15 protein-coding genes are annotated in these 21,275 nt (G+C 35.6%); 10 read left to right on the top strand and 5 right to left on the bottom strand.

Annotated elements, in window-relative coordinates:
- Positions 1 to 172 precede the first annotated feature (172 nt).
- From atpD to LKL37_RS06735, 3 genes are all read left to right on the top strand, one after another.
- The gene (gene atpD / locus LKL37_RS06745; protein ID WP_431609805.1) at positions 173 to 1,681 is read left to right on the top strand and encodes a F0F1 ATP synthase subunit beta; all 1,509 of its coding nucleotides are present in this window, start codon (positions 173 to 175) and stop codon (positions 1,679 to 1,681) included.
- Positions 1,682 to 1,769: 88 nt separating this feature from the next.
- Positions 1,770 to 2,051: a FoF1 ATP synthase subunit delta/epsilon gene (locus LKL37_RS06740; protein ID WP_431609804.1), complete on the top strand. Its 282-nt coding sequence runs from the start codon at positions 1,770 to 1,772 to the stop codon at positions 2,049 to 2,051.
- Between the two features lie 80 nt (positions 2,052 to 2,131).
- Positions 2,132 to 2,950 (top strand): hypothetical protein, encoded by an 819-nt coding sequence (locus LKL37_RS06735; RefSeq protein ID WP_431609803.1) that lies wholly within the window; start codon positions 2,132 to 2,134, stop codon positions 2,948 to 2,950.
- 394 nt (positions 2,951 to 3,344) lie between these two features.
- Here the strand turns inward: LKL37_RS06735 and LKL37_RS06730 are convergent, their stop codons facing one another.
- Entirely contained in the window at positions 3,345 to 5,534 is a 2,190-nt protein-coding gene (locus LKL37_RS06730) for a B12-binding domain-containing radical SAM protein (protein ID WP_431609802.1), read from the bottom strand.
- 124 nt (positions 5,535 to 5,658) lie between these two features.
- On the bottom strand, positions 5,659 to 6,420 hold the full coding sequence (locus tag LKL37_RS06725) for a hypothetical protein (RefSeq protein WP_431609801.1): 762 nt from the start codon (positions 6,418 to 6,420) through the stop codon (positions 5,659 to 5,661).
- Between the two features lie 353 nt (positions 6,421 to 6,773).
- Between LKL37_RS06725 and LKL37_RS06720 the strand changes: the two genes are divergently transcribed.
- Positions 6,774 to 7,361, top strand: a complete 588-nt coding sequence (locus LKL37_RS06720) for a Crp/Fnr family transcriptional regulator (RefSeq protein WP_431609800.1) — start codon at positions 6,774 to 6,776, stop codon at positions 7,359 to 7,361.
- A 137-nt stretch (positions 7,362 to 7,498) separates the two neighbouring features.
- The gene (locus LKL37_RS06715) at positions 7,499 to 8,149 is read left to right on the top strand and encodes an NADPH-dependent F420 reductase (RefSeq protein WP_431609799.1); all 651 of its coding nucleotides are present in this window, start codon (positions 7,499 to 7,501) and stop codon (positions 8,147 to 8,149) included.
- Positions 8,150 to 8,223: 74 nt separating this feature from the next.
- Here the strand turns inward: LKL37_RS06715 and LKL37_RS06710 are convergent, their stop codons facing one another.
- The 3 genes from LKL37_RS06710 to LKL37_RS06700 form a co-directional block, all read right to left on the bottom strand.
- Positions 8,224 to 9,102: a DMT family transporter gene (locus LKL37_RS06710; protein WP_431609798.1), complete on the bottom strand. Its 879-nt coding sequence runs from the start codon at positions 9,100 to 9,102 to the stop codon at positions 8,224 to 8,226.
- A gap of 66 nt (positions 9,103 to 9,168) precedes the next feature.
- Entirely contained in the window at positions 9,169 to 10,440 is a 1,272-nt protein-coding gene (locus LKL37_RS06705; protein WP_431610441.1) for an aminotransferase class I/II-fold pyridoxal phosphate-dependent enzyme, read from the bottom strand.
- Positions 10,441 to 10,522: 82 nt separating this feature from the next.
- Complete coding sequence (locus LKL37_RS06700) at positions 10,523 to 11,560, bottom strand: PLP-dependent cysteine synthase family protein (RefSeq protein WP_431609797.1); 1,038 nt, start codon at positions 11,558 to 11,560, stop codon at positions 10,523 to 10,525.
- Between the two features lie 223 nt (positions 11,561 to 11,783).
- Here LKL37_RS06700 and LKL37_RS06695 point away from each other — a divergent pair, with 223 nt between their 5' ends.
- From LKL37_RS06695 to LKL37_RS06675, 5 genes are all read left to right on the top strand, one after another.
- Positions 11,784 to 15,269, top strand: a complete 3,486-nt coding sequence (locus LKL37_RS06695) for a glycosyltransferase family 117 protein (protein ID WP_431609796.1) — start codon at positions 11,784 to 11,786, stop codon at positions 15,267 to 15,269.
- Between the two features lie 88 nt (positions 15,270 to 15,357).
- Positions 15,358 to 16,851, top strand: coding sequence for a hypothetical protein (locus LKL37_RS06690; protein ID WP_431609795.1), 1,494 nt, complete (start codon positions 15,358 to 15,360; stop codon positions 16,849 to 16,851).
- Positions 16,852 to 16,933: 82 nt separating this feature from the next.
- Positions 16,934 to 17,458: a DUF1697 domain-containing protein gene (locus tag LKL37_RS06685; RefSeq protein WP_431609794.1), complete on the top strand. Its 525-nt coding sequence runs from the start codon at positions 16,934 to 16,936 to the stop codon at positions 17,456 to 17,458.
- 653 nt (positions 17,459 to 18,111) lie between these two features.
- Positions 18,112 to 18,921, top strand: a complete 810-nt coding sequence (gene kdsA, locus LKL37_RS06680; protein ID WP_121487916.1) for a 3-deoxy-8-phosphooctulonate synthase — start codon at positions 18,112 to 18,114, stop codon at positions 18,919 to 18,921.
- Positions 18,922 to 18,964: 43 nt separating this feature from the next.
- Positions 18,965 to 21,202: a TonB-dependent receptor plug domain-containing protein gene (locus LKL37_RS06675; RefSeq protein ID WP_431609793.1), complete on the top strand. Its 2,238-nt coding sequence runs from the start codon at positions 18,965 to 18,967 to the stop codon at positions 21,200 to 21,202.
- Positions 21,203 to 21,275: the final 73 nt, after the last annotated feature.

Here is a 21,275-nt window from a genome sequence, read left to right as displayed (position 1 = left end):
TCAATATAACAATAGAGTAATACCTGTAACCTTAACATTGTTACCCAGATATAGTGCTATATCGGGATATTACTAAAATAATCTATTCTCAAAAAGCATGATAAAAATCTTTTTTTTACCAATTGCGGGTTTATGAAGAATCACTATATTTGCACCAAGAAAAAATTTAGCAATGGCAAACCAAATTAAAGGTAAAATTTCTCAAATTATTGGTCCGGTAATCGACGTTGTCTTCACAGATGTGGAAGCTGTTCCAGCAATCTATGACGCGTTAGAAATTACAAAAGAAAACGGTGAAAAAGTAATCTTAGAAGTAGAACAACATATTGGCGAAGATACAGTAAGATGTATCGCAATGGACGCTACTGACGGTCTTAAAAGAGGGCAGGACGTAATTGGATACGGAAATCCTATTATGATGCCTATCGGTGAGGCTGTAAACGGAAGACTATTCAACGTTGTTGGTGATGCTATCGACGGACTTCAAAATATTTCTAAGGAAGGTGGTCTTCCAATTCACAGACCAGCTCCAAAATTTGATCAACTTTCAACTTCTGCAGAAGTTTTATTTACAGGTATTAAAGTAATCGACTTAGTTGAGCCTTACGCAAAAGGAGGTAAAATTGGTTTGTTCGGTGGTGCTGGTGTAGGTAAAACAGTATTGATCCAGGAGTTGATTAACAATATTGCAAAAGGACACGGAGGTCTTTCTGTATTCGCCGGAGTAGGTGAAAGAACGAGAGAAGGGAATGACCTTTTGAGAGAGATGTTGGAATCAGGTATTATCAAGTATGGTGATGATTTCATGCACTCTATGGAAAACGGAGGTTGGGATCTTTCTAAAGTAGACTTAGAAGCTATGAAAGATTCTAAAGCTGCATTCGTTTTCGGACAGATGAACGAGCCGCCAGGTGCAAGAGCTAGAGTAGCACTTTCTGGTCTTACATTGGCTGAGTACTATAGAGATGGTGGAGAAAGCGGGCAAGGTAGAGATGTACTTTTCTTCGTAGACAACATCTTCCGTTTTACACAGGCTGGTTCTGAGGTATCTGCACTTCTTGGTCGTATGCCATCAGCGGTAGGTTACCAACCAACTCTTGCTTCTGAAATGGGTGCGATGCAGGAAAGAATTACTTCAACTAAAAATGGTTCAATTACTTCAGTACAAGCGGTATATGTACCTGCGGATGACTTAACTGACCCGGCTCCTGCAACTACGTTTGCTCACTTGGATGCAACTACAGTACTTGACAGAAAGATTGCTTCATTAGGTATCTATCCAGCGGTAGATCCACTTTCTTCTACTTCTAGAATCCTAAATCCTGAAATTTTAGGTCATGATCACTACAACTGTGCTCAAAGAGTAAAAGAAATTCTTCAAAGATATAAAGCACTTCAGGATATCATCGCAATCCTTGGTATGGAAGAACTTTCTGAAGAAGATAAATCTGTTGTTTACCGTGCGAGAAAAGTTCAGAGATTCTTATCTCAGCCTTTCCACGTAGCAGAGCAGTTTACAGGTATTCCAGGATCATTAGTAGATATCAAAGATACTATCAAAGGATTCAACATGATTATGGATGGTGAATTAGATCACTTACCAGAAGCAGCTTTCAACTTGAAAGGGACTATCGAAGAAGCTATCGAAGCTGGACAAAAAATGTTAGCTGAAAACGCTTAATAATTAGACATAAAGATAGCAGATACCAGACATGAGACTTTTAGGTTGTCTGAAATCTGAAATCTGAAATCTTCAAATCTAAATTAAAATGAATATAAAAATTTTAACACCAGAATACGTAGTTTTTGAAGGAGAAGTAGACTCAGTATTATTGCCTGGAAAAAATGGTGAATTTCACATCATGAAAAACCACGCAGGAATCGTTTCTTCTTTAATCGGAGGTGAGGTAAGGCTTTTTGCTAATTCTATTGATGAAGCTTTTGCTAAAAATTTCACCAAAGAATCCGGAAAAGACTCTGTTTTTGCTTATGCTATCAAAAGCGGTGTTGTAGAATTTAATCATAATAAAGGAATTATCCTTTGTGAATAATTAAATGAAAAGCTAAATATATTTTCAAGAAAGTGTAACTTTGTGTTACACTTTTTTTATTTATGTAAAAGTCTGATTGTATGAAGAAAGGCATAATCATATTCTTTACAGTTCTGGGTGTTTTCCTCCATGCTCAGAATATCAAAACTAAGAGAGGAATTATCAATCTTGACGGCATTCCGGTAGCTAAGCTGTCCAGCAAATCCAGCGAATATACGTTTATGGATCTGAAGGAGACGCCGCTTTATACTATAAAATTCATTGATAAAAGCGTCGTTGACTCCGTTCGCGACAGCTATATCAGTATGAATAGAGTATACAACAGGGATAAGACGATTGAAATTGATTATTCATCACCTTCTGCATTCTCAGGAGAAGAGAAATCAGCAGTGTTTACTTCCGTTAAAGATCTTAAAATTATTGATAATAAAGGGATCAATGTCAAAACTCTTGATGAACTTTTTTCCAATGTTCCTAAAAGAAAGCTGGACACTAAAACCAAAGATGCTTATACTATAAGAAAGAAAATAGATAAGATGAATATCGAGGTCAATAAAGTAGGAGAGATTCTTAGTAATGGCGTTCCGGTAGGATATTTTACCAATTTACCTGTAAGCTTTGGCTCAGAAGATACCATCATGGACAAAACCTCTATAGATATTGAGATCTATGATGCTAAGAGTAAATTGATCGGAAGATATATTACTACCACAAAGCAATTAAAAACAGCTGGCGGAAAATCTTTTACCATATACAAGGAAATGTCTGGCAGAGCATCTATCTTAAAGTTCCCAACTTATAAAGCACTTGCAGAGCGTATGGCAATTATGGATCCTAATTTTATTAAAATACAGGAAAAAGTATCTGTAGGCGCTGTATCAAAGGAGACTCCTAATTAAAAGAAAAATATTTTATATCAATAGGGGCGGGTTAATATCCTGAGCATAGACGAAGGGAGCCCGTTCATTTATTAAATATTAATTTCTATTGGCTTTAGCCAAAACTTATATAATCATACTTTTAAACGACCCCGTCAAAAATTCTTTGAATTTTCGCCACCCCTCCAGAGGATGGGAATATCTAGCCGTTTTATATATTGTGGTTGGAAATTAGGATTTATATTTTATAAAAATTCTTTCTAAATGAAAAAAAATATTTCATTCTCTTAAATCAAAATCTGTGTAATCTGTGGGAGATTATAATTCAATAGAAACAGATGTTATTCGTTCAGAAAAATAAAAATTCACAAAAATTCTGCAATTTTAAAAATCTCTGAGAAAAAAACGAAAATTTTTATAAACTCAAAATCACTCCATTTTCCTTCAATTGCTGCATCGGTTTTGAGAACCAGAATAGCTCAAAATCTTCAAAATTTTCTTCAAATTGATTCTTAAGTTGTTGAATTGTAGGTTTTTTAGAATTTTCAATAGCATTCTCTTCCAGCACATTCATCAGCCATTCTGCCTTTTCCTGTTCCAGCTCAACCTTTACAATATTGGTTTTTAAGTGGAATGTAAGTAACGTATAAGTACCAGAGTATTTCTTTTTATTTTTTACACGATTCTCAGCGATTACGTTTTTGGTCAAAAAGATAACTTTGGAATTTGCTTTTAGACTAAACTGTCCATCTTCCAAAAGACAGTCGTGAATATAATCGGGATGAATTGTCGTTCTTGGAATTTTAAAATCAAACCATTCCTGAAGCGGCATTTCAAAATTGACTCCATGCATATAATTGAATAGAGATTTTTTTAATCCGAAGCTGAATTTGTTATGGTCAATTCCGGTTTTATCTTTAAAATCTATGTCATTATTGGCAAATAAGATTTCCTGTTTTACAGGAATCACTCCAAAATCTTCCGGGCTGATTCCTACAGGTGAATGGGCAGTCATTGCAAACTGATGCCAGAATCCACTTTGAAGAATTCCCATCTCAAACATCTGTCGAACCATTTCCAGAGAATCAACCGTTTCCTGAACAGTTTGGGTAGGGTAGCCATACATCAGATAGGCATGAACCATAATTCCGGCTTCAGTAAAATTTCTGGTTACGTTAGCGACCTGATCTACAGAAACTCCTTTATCAATTAATTTCAACAATCGGTCACTGGCTACTTCAAGTCCTCCGGAAACAGCAACACATCCTGAAAGTTTCAGGAGGTAACATAAATCGCGGGTAAAACTTTTTTCAAAACGGATATTCGTCCACCAGGTAACGACAAGATTTCTTCGTAGAATTTCCAGAGCAACTTCTCTCATTAAAGCAGGCGGTGCCGCTTCATCCACAAAGTGGAATCCTGTTTCGCCAGTGGTGCGGATTAGTTCCTCAATCCGGTCTACCAGAATTTTTGCAGAAATAGGTTCGTAGATTTTAATATAGTCTAAAGAAATATCACAGAATGTACATTTCCCCCAATAGCATCCATGAGCCATCGTCAGTTTGTTCCATCTTCCGTCGCTCCATAAACTGTGCATGGGATTGGCGATTTCGATAACGGAAATATATTGATCCAGTTTTAAATCGGTATAATCGGGAGTTCCGATTTCAGACTGTTTGTAATCATGTCTTTTAGAATTGTTCCTGTAGACAACCTCGTTATTTTCGAGAAGGAAAGTTCTTTTAAACTCACCTTCTTCAGAGGGTACTTCTAAATTTTGGTGAAGAAGTTCCAGCGGAAGCTCACCATCATCTAAAGTAATAAAATCAAAAAATTCAAATACTCTCTGATCTTTGACCTCCCTTAATTCTGTATTGGGAAAACCTCCTCCCATAGCGGTTTTAATGTGAGGGTAATGTTTTTTGATCCATTGGGCACATTTGAAACCTGAATACAGATTTCCGGGAAACGGTACTGAAAAACAAACCAGTTTCGGCTGAACAGTTTCAATTTTTTCACGAAGAATTTTTAATGTAAACTCATCAATAAATGTGGAATCACCGGATAATTTTGAATATAATTCATCAAAAGAATTGGCGCTTTTTCCAAGACGTTCCGCATACCTGCTGAAACCAAAATCGGAATCAATATTTTCTACAATATAGTCTGAAATATCTTCTAAATACAACGTTGCCAGATGCTTGGCTTTGTCCTGGAGCCCCATATTTCCGAAAGCAAATTCCATATCATCCAACTGATTGAAACGGGAAGCTTCGGGTAGAAAATTCATACTGCAAATCTGTCTTGCCAGTGTAGGGGTCTTATCCTGTAAAAAAATAATGACCTGATCTATGGTTTTTAAATATTCTTCTCTTAAAGCATAAATTCTCTGAGAATTTTCAGATACATTCTGAAGATCAATTTCTTTGCTGAAAATTTTCTGAATTCCATCTTTTGAAAATAATTCCAAAATAACATCGATCCCCAAATCTACCTGATAAGCGGAAATATTTTTGGTATTTAAAAATCCTTTAATATAAGCCGTTGCAGGATAAGGGGTATTAAGTTGGGTAAAAGGCGGAGTAATAAGAAGCAGGTCTTTCAACAAAAATTTTTTGCAAAGTTATTCTAAAGTTTTTTTAGAAAAAAATTTTTTCCCCTGATTATAAACAGTGAAGAAAAATGGTTAGAATTCTATGGTATTACAATCTGTATGAAATTAATATATCTTAAAATAAATTAGCCGGTTTATTAAATAAAGCATCCGGAGAATTTCCGTCAATAAAGTTTAAAAAAGCGTCTTCATCAAAATATCCGTCTTCATCAATGATTTCAGATTTCAATAATCCAATGTCGCCAGGTTTTTCAATACTGATATTCTCGATGAACTTTCCGGTTTTTCCAGTTATCTCGTTATGAAAACTAATTAAATACCTGGAATATATATTTCCTTCAGCTACTGTATAATGCCCATTTTCTGCAATAAGAGAGGTCATTATACTTCCTCCGATGTAGGTTTCATTGTCATTACCCGATGCCCCGAATAATACTTTGGAGGTAACATTTCCAGAACAGTAGAACGAACCATTGATGATGATATTTTTTGCCTGAATATTGCCGCTAACAATCAGAACAATATAATCTTCCACAAAAAGCTTTTCCGATAAGTGAAGATCACCTTCTATAAGAATGATTTTATATCCTTCATCTTCACGGGTAATCAGCTCCAGAGAAGTGCTGCTTTCATTTTGTATAAGAACAATTTCAGGGGCGTCATTTTCATTATTGATGTGCAGAGAAGCATCTTTTATTTTTTCTGCTGTTTCATCGTCCAGCATTTCTAGAAATTCAGCAAGACTTTCTTCATCTAAATAGCTTTCATTGAAAAAATTGTTTTCCAAGGCTTCATGAGCAATGCTATATAGATTTTCTGAATTTTCTTTGAGCTTTTTGTATAATTGATCTTTAGTAAGTTTTTGCAATTCTTTCATCGGCTTTTAAAAGTATATACATGTGTCTGTTCAGTGGAGGAAACACCTATTAATAGACAGATGCAATATAGTCAGATAAATTTTGTTATGCCAGAAAGTAAAGAATTTATTTTCTTAAATGTTTTCTGACATAATATTTTTTTAGCTTAATATGATATTATTTTATCAATAAACTGACTTCTACGAACTCCTGTGCAGTATTTTATTATTTTTGATACAAAAAAGAACGATATGAAAATATTTTTTTGATATTGGTTTTTTAGAGTCATTCATCCTTAGAATGTTCAGTTTTTTTTGATATATTGTAATAATGATTTACTCAAAATCTGTATAACAAGTACATTTTATTTACAATGTCAAAAGAAACCACTCCGCTTGTAGAATATTTTAAAAGCTATATTCCGCTTTCAAAGATAGAAATTGAGGTTTTGAACGAACGGTTTGTTGAAAGGAGAATTAAACGAAAACAATTTATACTAATGGAAAATGAGATCTGTCAGTATTATACGTTTGTGGTTTCAGGATGCTTAAAAATGTATAATATAGATGGTAAGGGAGAAGAACATAATCTTCAGTTTGCCGCAGAAAACGATTGGATTGTGGATATAGACAGTTTTCATAATAAGAAACCAAGTCAATTGTATATTTCAGCTCTTGAAACTTCCACTGTTTTGCAAATAGAAAAAAATGACCTTTGGTTTCTTTATACCTATTATCCGAAATTCGACAGAAATTTCAGAGTGATTATCGAACAGAAATTTATTGAACTTCAAAATCGGGTGCTTCAGAATATAAGTGCTACCGGAGAAGAAAAGTATGAGTCTTTCCTGAAGCATTATCCTCAGCTGGCTAACCGGCTTGCCAATACACAGATTGCTTCCTATTTAGGCATTACTCCTCAATTTTTAAGTAAAATCCGGCAGCGGAGAATCAAAAGTTGATCATATTCACTTTTATATGAAACTAGTTTCATCATTTGTCTTACCAAATGTCAAGATGAGTTCTTAAACTAGTTTGTCATCTTCTGAATAGATTTCCACCTAATTTTGACATAGATAAATATTAAAAATCAAAAGAAATGGAAACATTAAAAAAAGTAGCCGTTATTGGCTTAGGGAATATTGGAAAAGCAATTGCTGGTGATTTAATTAATAACAGCCACGAAGTGATTGTAGCTTCAAGAAATAATGAAGAATCAGCTGATTTTGCTCAACAGTCTAATGGTCTTGCTCAAAGTATGGATATTGATCAGGCAATTAATACTGCAGACATTATTATTCCGGCAATATGGTTTGGTGCTTTTAAAGAATTCTTCAATGATCATGAAGAAATTCTGAAGGGAAAAACCATTATTGATGTCTCAAATCCTATCACTCCTGATGGAAATGGTGGATTCAAAAAGATTATCGGAGAAAAAGAATCTGCCGGAGAACTTAACAGAGCAGTGCTTCCCCAAGGTGCTAAGCTTGTAAAAGCATTTGGGACATTAGGTGCAGGAAGTCTTGCGGTTGCTTCCAACAATAGCCCTGAAAAGGCAGTATTGTTTTATGCTTCAGATGATACCTCAGTTGATAAAGATGTGGAAAATGTGATTAAAAGTGCAGGATTTGATCCATTAAAAGTAGGAGGGATTGATCAGTCGATCCGTATTGAAGTTTTTGGAGATCTGCATGAATTTGGAGCACTTGGAAAAACAGTGAGCCTTTCGGAAGCCCAATCAAAATTATAGAAAATACTTACTAAAGTTATATAAAAAGCCGGACTCATAACTAAGTCCGGCTTTTGTATTATTTTTTATATCATTTAAACATGACCTATTTTCTTTTGATCACTAATAACATTAAGGGTAACTCCAAAAAGAATTAAAGTAATCCCAATAAACAGATTTTGAGTAAATTTTTCATGAAACATCAAAACACTGATCAGTACGGCAACCACGGGTTCCAAAGCGCCTAAAATGGCAACTGGAGTAGATCCGATATATTTGATTGCAAATACCAGGCATAAGCTGGAAATAACCGTAGTGAGAAATGCAAAAATAAGGAAGTTAATGAAAATCTCCGTTGAAGGGATAGCAAACGACTCATTCGACATCAAAGCTTTCGTCATAAAGAACATTGAGGTAAAAAGCATAGAATAAAAAGAAAGTTTAAATCCGGAAACTTTGATATTGGATTTGTTGACAATCACCATATATAAAGCATAAAACAATGAGCTGAGCATTACAATTCCCAATCCTGCAAAGTTGATTTCCAGTCCGTTTCCTTTTAAACATAAAACAATTACTCCAGCGAAAGCAAGCAGTAAAGATGCTCCGGATAATTTGGTAAGTTTCTCTTTGTAAAAGAAAAACATGATCAATGCTACAATGATCGGATAAATAAATAAAACGGTAGAGGCAATTCCCGCGGTAAGAAAATCATACCCTACAAACAAAAATTCAGAAGAAAGGGCATAGCAGATTCCAAGGATTGCCAGAATTAAGGCTTCTTTTTTATTAATCTTAAAACTTTCTCTGGAATATAGCAAATATCCTCCCACCATTAAAGCTGAAAAGAAAAATCTATAAAACAGGGTAATATCCATTGAAAAATGCGCCCGCTTGACAGGCAGAATAAAGATCGGAATCAGACCATATGAAACGGCTGACAGAATTCCCAGTGTGTAACCTCTAAGTTTCATTTGCTTTTATAGTTATTAAACAAAAAAGCCACTGAATCAATCAGTGGCTTTTTTTATTTTTTAAGATTAAATCGGTTTAAAACTTAATCCTTGTTCCTGCAGTAATTTTTGCTCCTGCTCTTTGTAGTAGCCACCTACTAATTTATCATGAATTGCTTCAAATGCTGCCAGAGTTTCATTGATCTCTGCATCTGTGTGAGAAGCGGTAGGAATCAGTCTTAAAAGAATCATTCCCTTCGGAATGACCGGATATACCACCACAGAGGTGAAGATTCCGTAATTTTCTCTTAAATCTTTCACCAATAGAGTTGCTTCTACCGGAGTTCCCTGCATCATCACCGGAGTTACACAAGTGTTGGTATCTCCAATATTGAATCCTCTTTCTTTAAGTCCGTTTTGTAGTTTTTCAACATTTTCCCAAAGTTTAGCTTTGATCTCAGGTCTTGATCTCAATAGCTCCAGTCTTTTCAATCCTCCGATTACCATTGGCATCGTAAGAGATTTTGCAAAGATTTGTGATCTCAGGTTGAATTTCAGATATCTGATGATTTCTTTGTCACCCGCAAGGAATGCTCCGAAACCTGCCATAGATTTAGCAAAAGTAGAAAAATAAACATCAATCTGATCGTTGCAGTCCTGCTCTTCACCCACACCGGCACCTGTTGTACCAAGGGTTCCGAAACCATGTGCATCATCTACCAATAGTCTGAACTGGTATTTTGATTTCAGATCGCAGATCTCTTTAATTTTTCCCTGCTGGCCTCTCATTCCGAAAACCCCTTCCGTAATCACAAGAATACCTCCTCCTGTTTCTTCAGCCACCTTGGTTGCTCTCTGAAGGTTCTTCTCAAGACTTGCCATATCATTATGCTTGTAGGTAAATCTTTTACCGGAATGAAGTCTTACTCCATCCACGATGCAGGCATGAGAATCCATATCATAAACAATCACATCATTTCTGCTTACCAAAGCATCAATGGTAGAAACCATTCCCTGGTAACCGAAATTCAATAGATATGCTGATTCTTTTTTTACGAAGTCTGCCAATTCTCTTTCCAACTGAAGGTGCTGATCTGTTTCTCCAGACATCGCTCTTGCTCCCATTGGATAGAACATTCCGTATTCTGCAGCCGCTTTTGCATCTGCTTCTATAACTTCAGGATGATTACACAATCCTAAATAGTCATTGGCACTCCAGAAAATTACTTCTCTACCCTGAAACTGCATTCTAGGGCCGATAGGACCCTCTAATCTTGGGAAAATAAAATAGCCTTCACCATAATCTGCAAATTGTCCAAGTGGTCCTGGATTTTCTTTTATTCTTTCAAAAATATCCAACATTGTATCGTAATTTTTAAGTAAAAAGCCTTTTTTGTAGAACACGCAAAAGGCTTTATTTGTATTGTGATTTTATTTATTCTTATTTGATGAACTCTGTTTTGAAAACTTCGTCATAATTGTGAACACAGTTGTTGACAAATCCCTGTTCGGCCATCCATTTGTCACTATATACTTTAGTGATATATCTGGAACCATGATCAGGATATATTAAAACAATTAAGTCATTTTCTGTAAGCTCATGAGATTGAGCATACTGTATCAATCCCTGCGTTACAGCTCCGGTAGTATAACCTCCCATGATAGCTTCTTTCAAAGCAATTTCACGGGTTCTGTAGGCAGACATTTCGTCATTTACCCTTACAAATTCATCTACCTTGTCGAAAAGCAGGGCAGCAGGAATAAGGTTTTTACCCATTCCCTCAATCTGATAAGGATGTACATCTTCTTTATGGATTTCTCCTGTTTCGTGAAAGCTCTTCAGTATAGAACCATCAGCATCCACACCAATGATCTTGATATCCGGATTTTTTTCCTTCAAAAACTTGGCAGAACCGGATAGCGTACCACCAGTTCCAGTGCAGGCAAAAAGGTGAGTGATCTTACCTTCCGTTTGTTCCCAGATCTCAGGACCTGTAGTCTGATAGTGCGCATCAATATTAAGTTCGTTAAAATATTGATTGATGTAAATAGAATTAGGCGTTTCCTGAGCGATTCTTTTAGCAACTTCATAGTATGATCTGGGATCATCCGCCGGCACATTGGCTGGGCATATATACACCGTAGCTCCCAATGCTTTCAGATAAGCAATTTTTTCAGGTTTTGTTTTATCACTTACTGCAAGAATACATTTATATCCCTTAATGATACATACCATCGCAATAGAAAACCCGGTATTACCGGAAGTAGTTTCTACAACTACAGAATCTTCTTTTAAAAGGCCTCTTTCTTCTGCGTTTTCTATAATATGACGTGCGATTCGGTCTTTGGTGGAATGTCCAGGATTATATGATTCTAACTTGGCATAAACGGTTGCTGGAATATCTTTTGTAACAGTATTTAGCTTCACCATCGGAGTGTGTCCTATCAGGCCAAGAATATTATCGTAAACATTACTCATTATTTGTTATTTTCAATAAAAATCTGACTGCAAAAATACAAAAAAATAAATAATTACTAAACTTTTGTTTGATTTCTAGGGCATAGTTTTGTAAAAAGTTATTTTCGTATTTACAGTTTTGACACGTCTATAATCGCAAATACTACGCCAAAATTTTTAAATTTTGTTAAAACCCGCATAAAATAAGATAAAAGCCTTATTTTCGCATAATTGATTTAATACTATGAAAAATTGGACTTTTAGGCAATGGAACACCGTTTCAGGATGGGTGATTTTCGTCATTGCGTTTTTCACGTACTTGTCCACCATAGAACCCAATTTCAGTTTTTGGGATTGTGGCGAGTACATTTCTTCTGCAGTAAAACTTGAAGTAACGCACGCTCCCGGAGCTGCTTTATTCCAGATAGTGGGTGCCGTGGCAGCCATTTTTGCATTAGGAAAAGGCGAAAATTATTCTATCGTGATCAACGCGATGTCTGCATTGTTCAGTGCGCTGACTATTTTATTTTTGTTCTGGACGATCACACACTTTGTGAGAAGACTTTTAAACAAAGATTTTGAAGAAATTACAAAACATCAGGAAATTTCTATTTTATTTGCCGGAGCAGTAGGAGCACTTTGCTTTACGTTCTCAGATACATTCTGGTTCTCGGCAGTAGAAGGTGAGGTTTACTCTATGGCTTCTATGTTTATTGCGCTTTTGGTCTGGTTAATCACCAAATGGGAGAATGAGTATAAAGCGGGAGACAGTGAAAGATGGATTATTCTTATTTTCTTTGTTTTAGGACTTTCTGTGGGAGTGCATATGATGTGTATGCTGGCAATTCCTGCAGTATGTTTAGTATACTATGCAAGAAATTATAAGTTTACCTGGAAAAACTTTATCTGGGCAAACCTTATCACATTAGGGATTTTGATTATCGTTTTCAAAATTATCTTCCCTTTAATAATGACTATGTTCGGAAGACTTGAGATTTTCTTCGTGAATGGTCTTGGACTTCCTTTCCACTCCGGAACTATTGCGGCTTTTGTTTTGATGGTAGCGATCTGCTATTTCTTAATCAAGTATGCAAGAAAAGCAAAAAGAAACATCTACCAGACGGCTGCATTATCTGTAGTTTTCATGATGATCGGATTCTCTTGCTGGATGGTTATTCCTATCAGAGCGAATGCTAATCCGCCAATGAACCTTAATGATCCGGATACGGCAATTGGTATGCTGGATTATTATAACAGAGAGCAGTATGGTGACTGGCCTACAATCTATGGACAAAACTATACGGCATTCCTTGATGCTAACGGAATTGAGAAGAATGAAGATGGAAGCTTTAAGACACAAAAAACCGGAGAAATCTACGAAAAAGATGAAAAAACCGGAACATACAGAAAAACCGGAGACCGTTTCAATTATGTATTCAACAAGTCTCAGGTAAGCTTAATGCCAAGAATGTTCAACGAAGACAAGGATGTAATGGCGAACTATATTTCTATGTATGGTGCTCCTGATTTTACATTCAACTATGGTAATGAAGATGTGGCAGATAATCCACAGGCTAAGCAGATCTTTGATGAATTGAGAGCGAAATATGAAGATAAATCGATTACCGCTGCAGACTATCTGAAAGTAAAACCATATAACCTGATCAATGTTCAGAAGCCTTCATTCCTTCAGAATATGGATTATTTCATCTCTTTCCAGAACGGATATTACTTTGTAAGATACCTGATGTGGAACTTTGTAGGAAGGCAGAACGACCTTGAAGGAAATATGGAAAGCACGAAAGGAAACTGGATTTCCGGAATTCCTTTCATCGATAATGTGACAGTAGGAAATCAGGACAAGATGCCTGCTAAATTTATGAATGAAAGTACGGTAAAATTCTTCTTCCTTCCATTAATCTTAGGTTTGATAGGATTCTTTTTCCAATTAAACAGAGATTTCGGAAGATTCTATGCACTACTGTCTTTATTTATTTTAACAAGTGTAGGTATTGTTTTCTATACAGGGGTAAAACCTTTTGAACCAAGAGAAAGAGATTATGCGATGGTAGGATCATTCTACGCATTTGCGATCTGGATTGGTTTGGGAGCCGGAGCCATCTTGTGGTTCTTACAGTCTAAAATAAAATCAAACGGAGCCAACATTGCTTTAGGAGTCGTTTTATTAGGAGTTCCTTTTATGATGGGCTTCCAGAACTATAATGTTCATGACAGAAGTAACAGATATACGGCTTACGATTATGCGTACTCTGTATTAAAATCATTACCGAAAAACGACATCCTTTTCGTTTACGGAGATAACGATACTTACCCGGTTTGGGCGATCCAGGAAACAGAACAGTTCAGAGATGATGTGAAGGTAGTGAACTTTACCCTTGCTTCAACTCCATGGAATCTTGATCAGGTAAAAAGAAGAACGTACAACGCTATGGGAATTCCTAGCCAGTTGACACATGACGATTACAGAGATGGTGTAAATGATCAGATCTATATGATGAAGAAAGAAGATTGGGAAGGTGTTTTCTCTATGTTGAAAGAACAGGGTGCTCCGGAAACAGAATTCCAGTCTTTCAGAAAATATCTTACTCAGGATTCTTTAACATTGAAACAGGCTATTGAATTCATTAAGTTTAAATCTCCTGAAAAAGACGAATTGTTGAAAATGTACTTCGGAGAAGAGAAATATGAAAAATATAATATTCTTCCTGTAAACAAATTCATTCTTCCTGTAAATAAAGAAAATGCTTTGAAAGCAGGAATCATCAACAAAGAAGATCTTCCGAATGTAGCGAATCAGATCATGATTACTTACAAAGGAAACACTCTTTATAAGAATAACCTGATTCTGATGGATCTTTTGGCGAACTTCGACTGGAAGCGTCCAATCAACTTCTCTTCAGGAGGAATCTATGACAGTGAGAATATTTTCTATCTGAACGATTACCTTCAGTTTGACGGGTTCAGCTATAGATTAATCCCTATCCAAACACCTCCTACAGCTGATGGAGATATGGGAAGAGTAGATGCCAATTCTCTTTACAACGTAGTGAAAAACTTCAGATGGGGGAACTTTAAGAACCTAAATGCTCACTTTGATGAAACGGCTACTTCTAACATTATCAGCTATAGAATGTCAGCAAGCAGAGCTGCAGCAGCACTAGCATTAAGCGGACAGAAAGCTAAAGCATTAGAAATTCTGGATCTTGCAGCCAAAGAAATTCCTGCTGAGAAATATAACGATCCTCGTTCATTAAGCTCAATTGTATCAGGATACATCATCGCAGGTCAGGAGCAAAAAGGTCTTCAGCTTGCTGAGGTACTTAAAAAAGGAATCTTTGAAGAATATGATTATTATTTAAGCCTTTCCAAAGCAGATCAAAGCTACCTGAGAAGACAAATGAGAACAAAACCGATGGAATATTCTCTTGTTGTTTCTGCAGTAACGGATGCTTATACTAAGATCGGACAAAAAGAAAAAGGGTATGCTTACCTGATAAAATCTATTGAGCCAATTGACAAGAAGTTCAATGTCTTTATCAAAGATCTTCAGGAAATGGGTAAAGAAAAGGCAATGAAAGAGTCTGAAAATGTACAGCAGATCGCACCATTCTACCAGTATTTATTTGATGTGATGGAACCCTATGATTCTACTTATTCAAAAGAAAAAGAAAATCAGATCACCACAGCAATTATAAAAGCAACAAAATAACATATTGTAAAACGGGACTTCGGTCCCGTTTTTTTATTATTGGGAATCCTGAATATTAAGATTATATTTGTACAATTAAAAATACATAATGGCTGAAACAAAAAATAGCAGGTTCCCAATCTATGCTGTAATTGCTACAGTTGCTTTTAAGCTTCTTTTTTTACTGACGCACTATATCCAGGAGGATGCATTTATTACCTGGAGAGTTGCTCAAAATTTTCTTGACTACGGAGTAATTGGTTTCAATGGAGATACCAAAATTTCTGCGTCTACTACACATTTATATGTTTTTGTGTCTTATCTTTTCAATCTTGTTTTTGGAAAAGAAAACTTTATTGAACCTCTTTTGATTTTTAATTCCCTATTATTTACAATAGGAACATTACTGCTTTCTCATCTGGTTCTTAAAAACCCTTGGCATAAAGCTATTTTTATATTTCTGATCGGTATTTTGCCTCCATCTATTAAAATTTCAATTCTCGGAATGGAGTACGGAATCCTGTTTTTTCTGGAGATGGCATTGCTGTATTACGGATTTAACAAAGGAAAAAAATGGGTGTTGATCCTTCTTCCGATATTGATTATGTTTACCAGAATTGATACCGTGATCTTCCTTGGAATTGTCTTCCTTGTAGATATATTCTGGAACAAAAAAATCAGATGGAATTATATTTTTGGAGGAATTTTGGGCGTTTTATCAACGGTTGCTTTCAATTGGTTCTACTTTGGAGAATTGGTGAATAATACGATTACAGCTAAAAAACTTCTGTACAATAAAAATTTTACAATCCAACAGGAGATTGGGCATTTTTTTAAAAGTTTTGGAAACTTCTGGGGAATGCTTAAAGTACCCGGAGATTTCAATCCTATGACTGTTGTTATCTTGATTTTTGAGCTGCTTTGCTTTATTTATCTGATCAGACAAAGAGAAAAGAGAAACTATTTTTTATGGATGATCTTTCTCTTCGGATGGGCAAAACAGATTATTTTTATTTCTCAGAAAAGCTTGTTCGACTGGTATTACTGGGTACCACAGCTGCTACTTTTCGTTCCTGTTCTTATTTTTGTATTAGAGCAGAAAGAGAAGAGAAACCTATGGCTTTCATTACTGGTAATATTTTATATTTTCCCAATGCTTGTTTTCCAGACTGTTCATTGTATTGCAACAGGAAATGGAGAATGGAACTATCGAAGAACGATTGGAACCTATTTGAATCAATATGAAAAAGATAAAAATCAGTGGATTTTATTGGAACCGGCTGGTTATGTCCCTTATTTCTCAGGGTTAAAAACAATTGATGAGGTTGGGCTGGTAGATAAACAGATTCAGGAAGAAATTAAAAAGGATAAAGTAAATTACTGGATCAATACTGTAAAGACAAGAAAACCTAAGTATCTTCTTTCTTACCAGAATCTATACGAAGAAAGTACTATAAATTCAGAATATTATAAAACTCATTATAAACTTCTGAAAGAATTCCGTGTGAAAGATCATCTGAAAAGTGACAATAAAATTTTAGAAAAAATATACAACCTGAAACCTTCCGGAACAGACTATAATTTGTACATTAGAGTTGATTAAAAGATTTATAATCGCTCTAGTACTCTCAAACTCTAAGGCTCAAAAACTGCAATCTATTACCTAAAAACTAAAACCTAAAAAAATGAAATACTGTGCTTTTCTCCGCGGCGTCAACGTAAAAGGAACCAATATGAAAATGGCTGATGTATGCCAGGTTTTTAAAGATGCAGGTATGAAAGATGTGAGTTCAATATTAGCTTCCGGAAATATTGTTTTTTCTTCAGATAAAAATGGGAAAGATTTAAAGACCATTTTGGAAAAAGCCATGTCAGATCATTTTTCTTATGAAGCTTTTTTGTTTGTAAAATCTCAGGCAGAGACAGAGGTTTTCTGGAACAGTATTCCTTTTGAAAAGAATGATGCGCTTCATATTTATGGTTTTGTCGGAATTCCGGGCGTAGAAAAAGTTTTAATGGAAGAATTTCAAAAAGCGGGTCAGGTAGAAAATGAAAAGGCAGAAATCATCAATGAAATATTTTACTGGCAGGTTCCAAAGGGAAATACCTTAGATTCTACCTTTGGAAAAGTGCTGGGCAAGAAGAATCTTAAAGATCAGTTTACCAGCAGAAATGTGAATACGTTTGAGAAGGTTCTGAAGAAATTCTAAATAAATCATCGCAATGCTTCGACAGGCTCAGCATGACATCGCTGTAAATTAACTTTTAATGTAACGTGAACTCCAACGTGTTTCCTACACTTGTTGTATTTATGGGTTGTCACAGTTTTTATGCTATTATAAAAGTTAGTATTAGAATTGTCATACTGAGCTTGTCGAAGAATCTATCCATTAATAATCAGAGATTCAAGAGTCTTTTTATTACTATTTGGTTATCATGGTTTTAAAGTTTGCATACAGATAGCATTATGGTTGTCATGCTGAGCTTGTCGAAGCATCTATCCATTAATAATCGGAAATTCACGAATCTTTTTGTTACTATTTGGTTATCATAGTTTTAACGTTTACATATAGATCGCATTAGGATTGTCATGCTGAGCCTGTCGAAGCATCTATCCATTAATAATCAGTGATTCAAGAGTCTTTTTATTACTATTTGGTTATCATAGTTTTAATGTTTGCATACAGATAGCATTAGGGTTGTCATGCTGAGCCTGTCGAAGCATCTATCAATTTAATAATAGGAAATTCAAGAATCTAAAAGACTCAAAGACTATTGCAATCATAGCCTGTTAAAGCAATCAAATAATTTCCATTTGTGAAACTTTCTCAGTATTTTTACTGAACTTTTTAATTATAACAAAATGATTCAGTATTTAGATAATATTTCGCACAAAGATTCAAAAAACTTTTTCCTTATTGCCGGACCTTGTATTATTGAAGGAGAAGATATGGCATTAAGAATTGCTGAAAAAGTAATCAGTCTTACAGATAAATATAACATTCCCTATATTTTCAAAGGAAGCTTCAAAAAGGCGAACAGAAGCCGTGTAGATTCTTTCACCACAATTGGTGAAGAAAAATCTCTTGAAATTCTTAAAAAAGTAGGAGAGACCTTCAATATTCCTACAACAACTGATATTCATGAAAATGAGCATGCAGCATTGGCTGCACAATATGTGGATGTTTTACAGATTCCTGCATTTCTTGTACGCCAGACCGATCTATTGGTAGCGGCAGCTCAAACGGGCAAATGTGTGACTTTGAAAAAAGGACAGTTTCTTTCACCGGAAGCGATGAAGTTTGCTGTTCAGAAAATTACAGATTCCAATAACGAGAAAGTAGCCATTATTGAAAGAGGAAATTCTTTCGGATATACAGATCTGATCGTGGATTACAGAGGAATTCCTACGATGAGAGAATATGCTCCTGTGATTCTGGATGTTACACACTCTTTACAGCAGCCGAATCAGAGCTCAGGAGTTACAGGTGGAAGACCGGATCTTATTGAGACTGTTGCCAAAGCAGGAATTGCAGTAGGAGCGGACGGAATTTTCATTGAAACACACCCAACACCGGAAACCGCATTATCTGACGGTGCCAATATGTTAAGATTAGATTTATTAGAAGATTTGTTACAAAAATTGACAAGAATTAGAGAATCAATTTTGTAATTGTTAAAAAAACATTAATTTTAGAAATTCTAAAACATTTCTTTTGAAAAAACTAGTTTTACCGCTAAGCCTTATGGTCCCTGTACTGTTTTTCTCCCAACAAAGAAAAAAAGATACAGCGACCACTAAAGTGACCGATATAGAGGAAGTTGTCTTCCAGAAAAAAGTAACAGGAAGAACCAATGACCTTACCAATGTGAGAATTTCAGCGAAAGAAGCGAAATCAGTAGCTTCTATCAATGGTGGAATTGAAGGATTGCTAAAAACACTCCCTTCCGTAAATTCCAATACCGAGCTGTCTTCCCAATATATGGTTCGTGGTGGAAACTATGACGAAAACCTTATCTATATTAATGATATTGAGATCTACAGACCTTTCCTGATCAGAAACTCTCAACAGGAAGGGATGAGTATCATTAACCCGGATATGGTGTCTGCAGTGAATTTCTCTGCAGGTGGATTTGAAGCCAAGTATGGAGATAAAATGTCTTCTGCTTTAAATATCTATTACCGTGAACCTGAAAAATTTGAAGTTTCAGGAGAGGCTAGTTTAATTGGAGGCAGGCTGACAACAGGTCTGGCTTCAAAAAATAAAAAATTTACAGCCCTATTTTCCGGAAGATACAGAAATACCAATCTTGTTCTTAATACATTAAAGGAAGACACAGATTTTAACCCAACATATTGGGATTTCCAGTCTTATCTGAATTATCATGTCAGTGATAAATTCTCCATGTCATTCATTGGATACTATTCCAAGAATGATTATCAGATGATTCCTAAAGCGAAAAGTGTTACGTTCGGAAGTCTCCAGCAGCCAATTACTGTAAATATTGGATATGGAGGTCAGGAAAATGACCAGTATAAAAATATGATGGGTACATTCTCCATGAATTATAAGCCGACAGACAAATGGAAGCTTACTTTGGATGCTTTTGCTTATCAGAACAGAGAAAGAGAATATTATACTATACAGTCGCAATATGAATTGCAGACTTTTGATCCGGTAACACAGAAACCTGTGACCTCTTTTGATGTTGGAGGGCAGATAGAGCATGCAAGAAACGATTTATTTGTAAGAACATATGGAACCCAGTTCAGAGCTAAATTTTCTCCCAATGTAAATACTGACTTTGAGGTTGGATTTAAATATGAAAAAGAAAATCTGAAAGATCTTACCAATGAATGGAAGCTTGTAGATTCTGCAGGATACAGTATTCCAAGACCGGAAGTTATTGATCCGAGAACCGGAAATACAGGAGATCTTAAACTTGCTTACTATATTGCAGGACAAAATAATATTGAACCTACAAGATTGTCTGCCTATGCTCAATATTCACAAAAGTTCTACTGGGGAGCCAGTAAAGTATTTGTGAATGCCGGAGTACGTGTTGCCAACTGGAGCTTCAATAAGGAGACTATTTTCTCTCCAAGAGTTCAATTTGCGATAAAACCTGATTGGGACAGCGATATGTTGTTCAAAATTTCAGGGGGTATCTATTATCAGTCTCCTTTCTATAAAGAGATCAAAGATTTAGACGGTAATTTTAATTCTAATATAAAATCACAACGCTCTATCCAGGTAATTCTTGCCAATGATTACGAGTTCCAGATGTATGACAGGCCATTTAAACTGACTACGGAACTTTATTATAAGAAAATGGATAATCTGATTCCGTATTATATGGATAATGTAAGAATCCGTTATTCTGGGCAGAACAACTCTAAAGGATATGCGTATGGTATTGATACAAGATTATTCGGAGAATTTGTTCCGGGTGTAGATTCTTGGTTGTCTGCAAGTTATGCCAGAGTGTATGAAAATATTGATGGGAAAGGGGATATCCCGAGACCTACAGATCAAAGGTTGAGGTTTGCCATGTTCTATCAGGATTATATGCCGAGCTTCCCTTCTATGCGCGTAAACCTTACTTTGGTATATGCGATGGGGTTGCCAACAGGGGCTCCTGTAATGTTCAACAGTAACGGGCAGCCTGATTTTAATGCCGCTTATAATTATCAGCAGACGCTTCCCTCTTATAAAAGAGTAGATTTGGGATTGACAAAAGTATTTATCGATCCGAAAGAGAAAAATAAGAGATCCGGTTTCTGGGGTAATTTTGAAGAACTGACATTAGGTGTTCAGGTTTTCAACGCATTCAATATCAATAACACGGTAGCGAACCAATGGATTACAGATTATAACAGCAATTATATGTATCCTGTTCCGGTACGTCTAACAGGACGTTTCTTTAATGTGAAACTGGAATTCAGACTATAGAATTGAAATGTAAGCAAAGGCCTTCACTAAAATTTGCTTAATCTGCGAGATAAAATAATACAATAGAAAACTT

The organism is Chryseobacterium sp. 'Rf worker isolate 10', from assembly GCF_050753305.1.
Lineage (GTDB): Bacteria > Bacteroidota > Bacteroidia > Flavobacteriales > Weeksellaceae > Chryseobacterium.
Note: the sequence above shows the minus strand (reverse complement) of the source record. Positions and strands in the feature narration are given on the sequence as shown.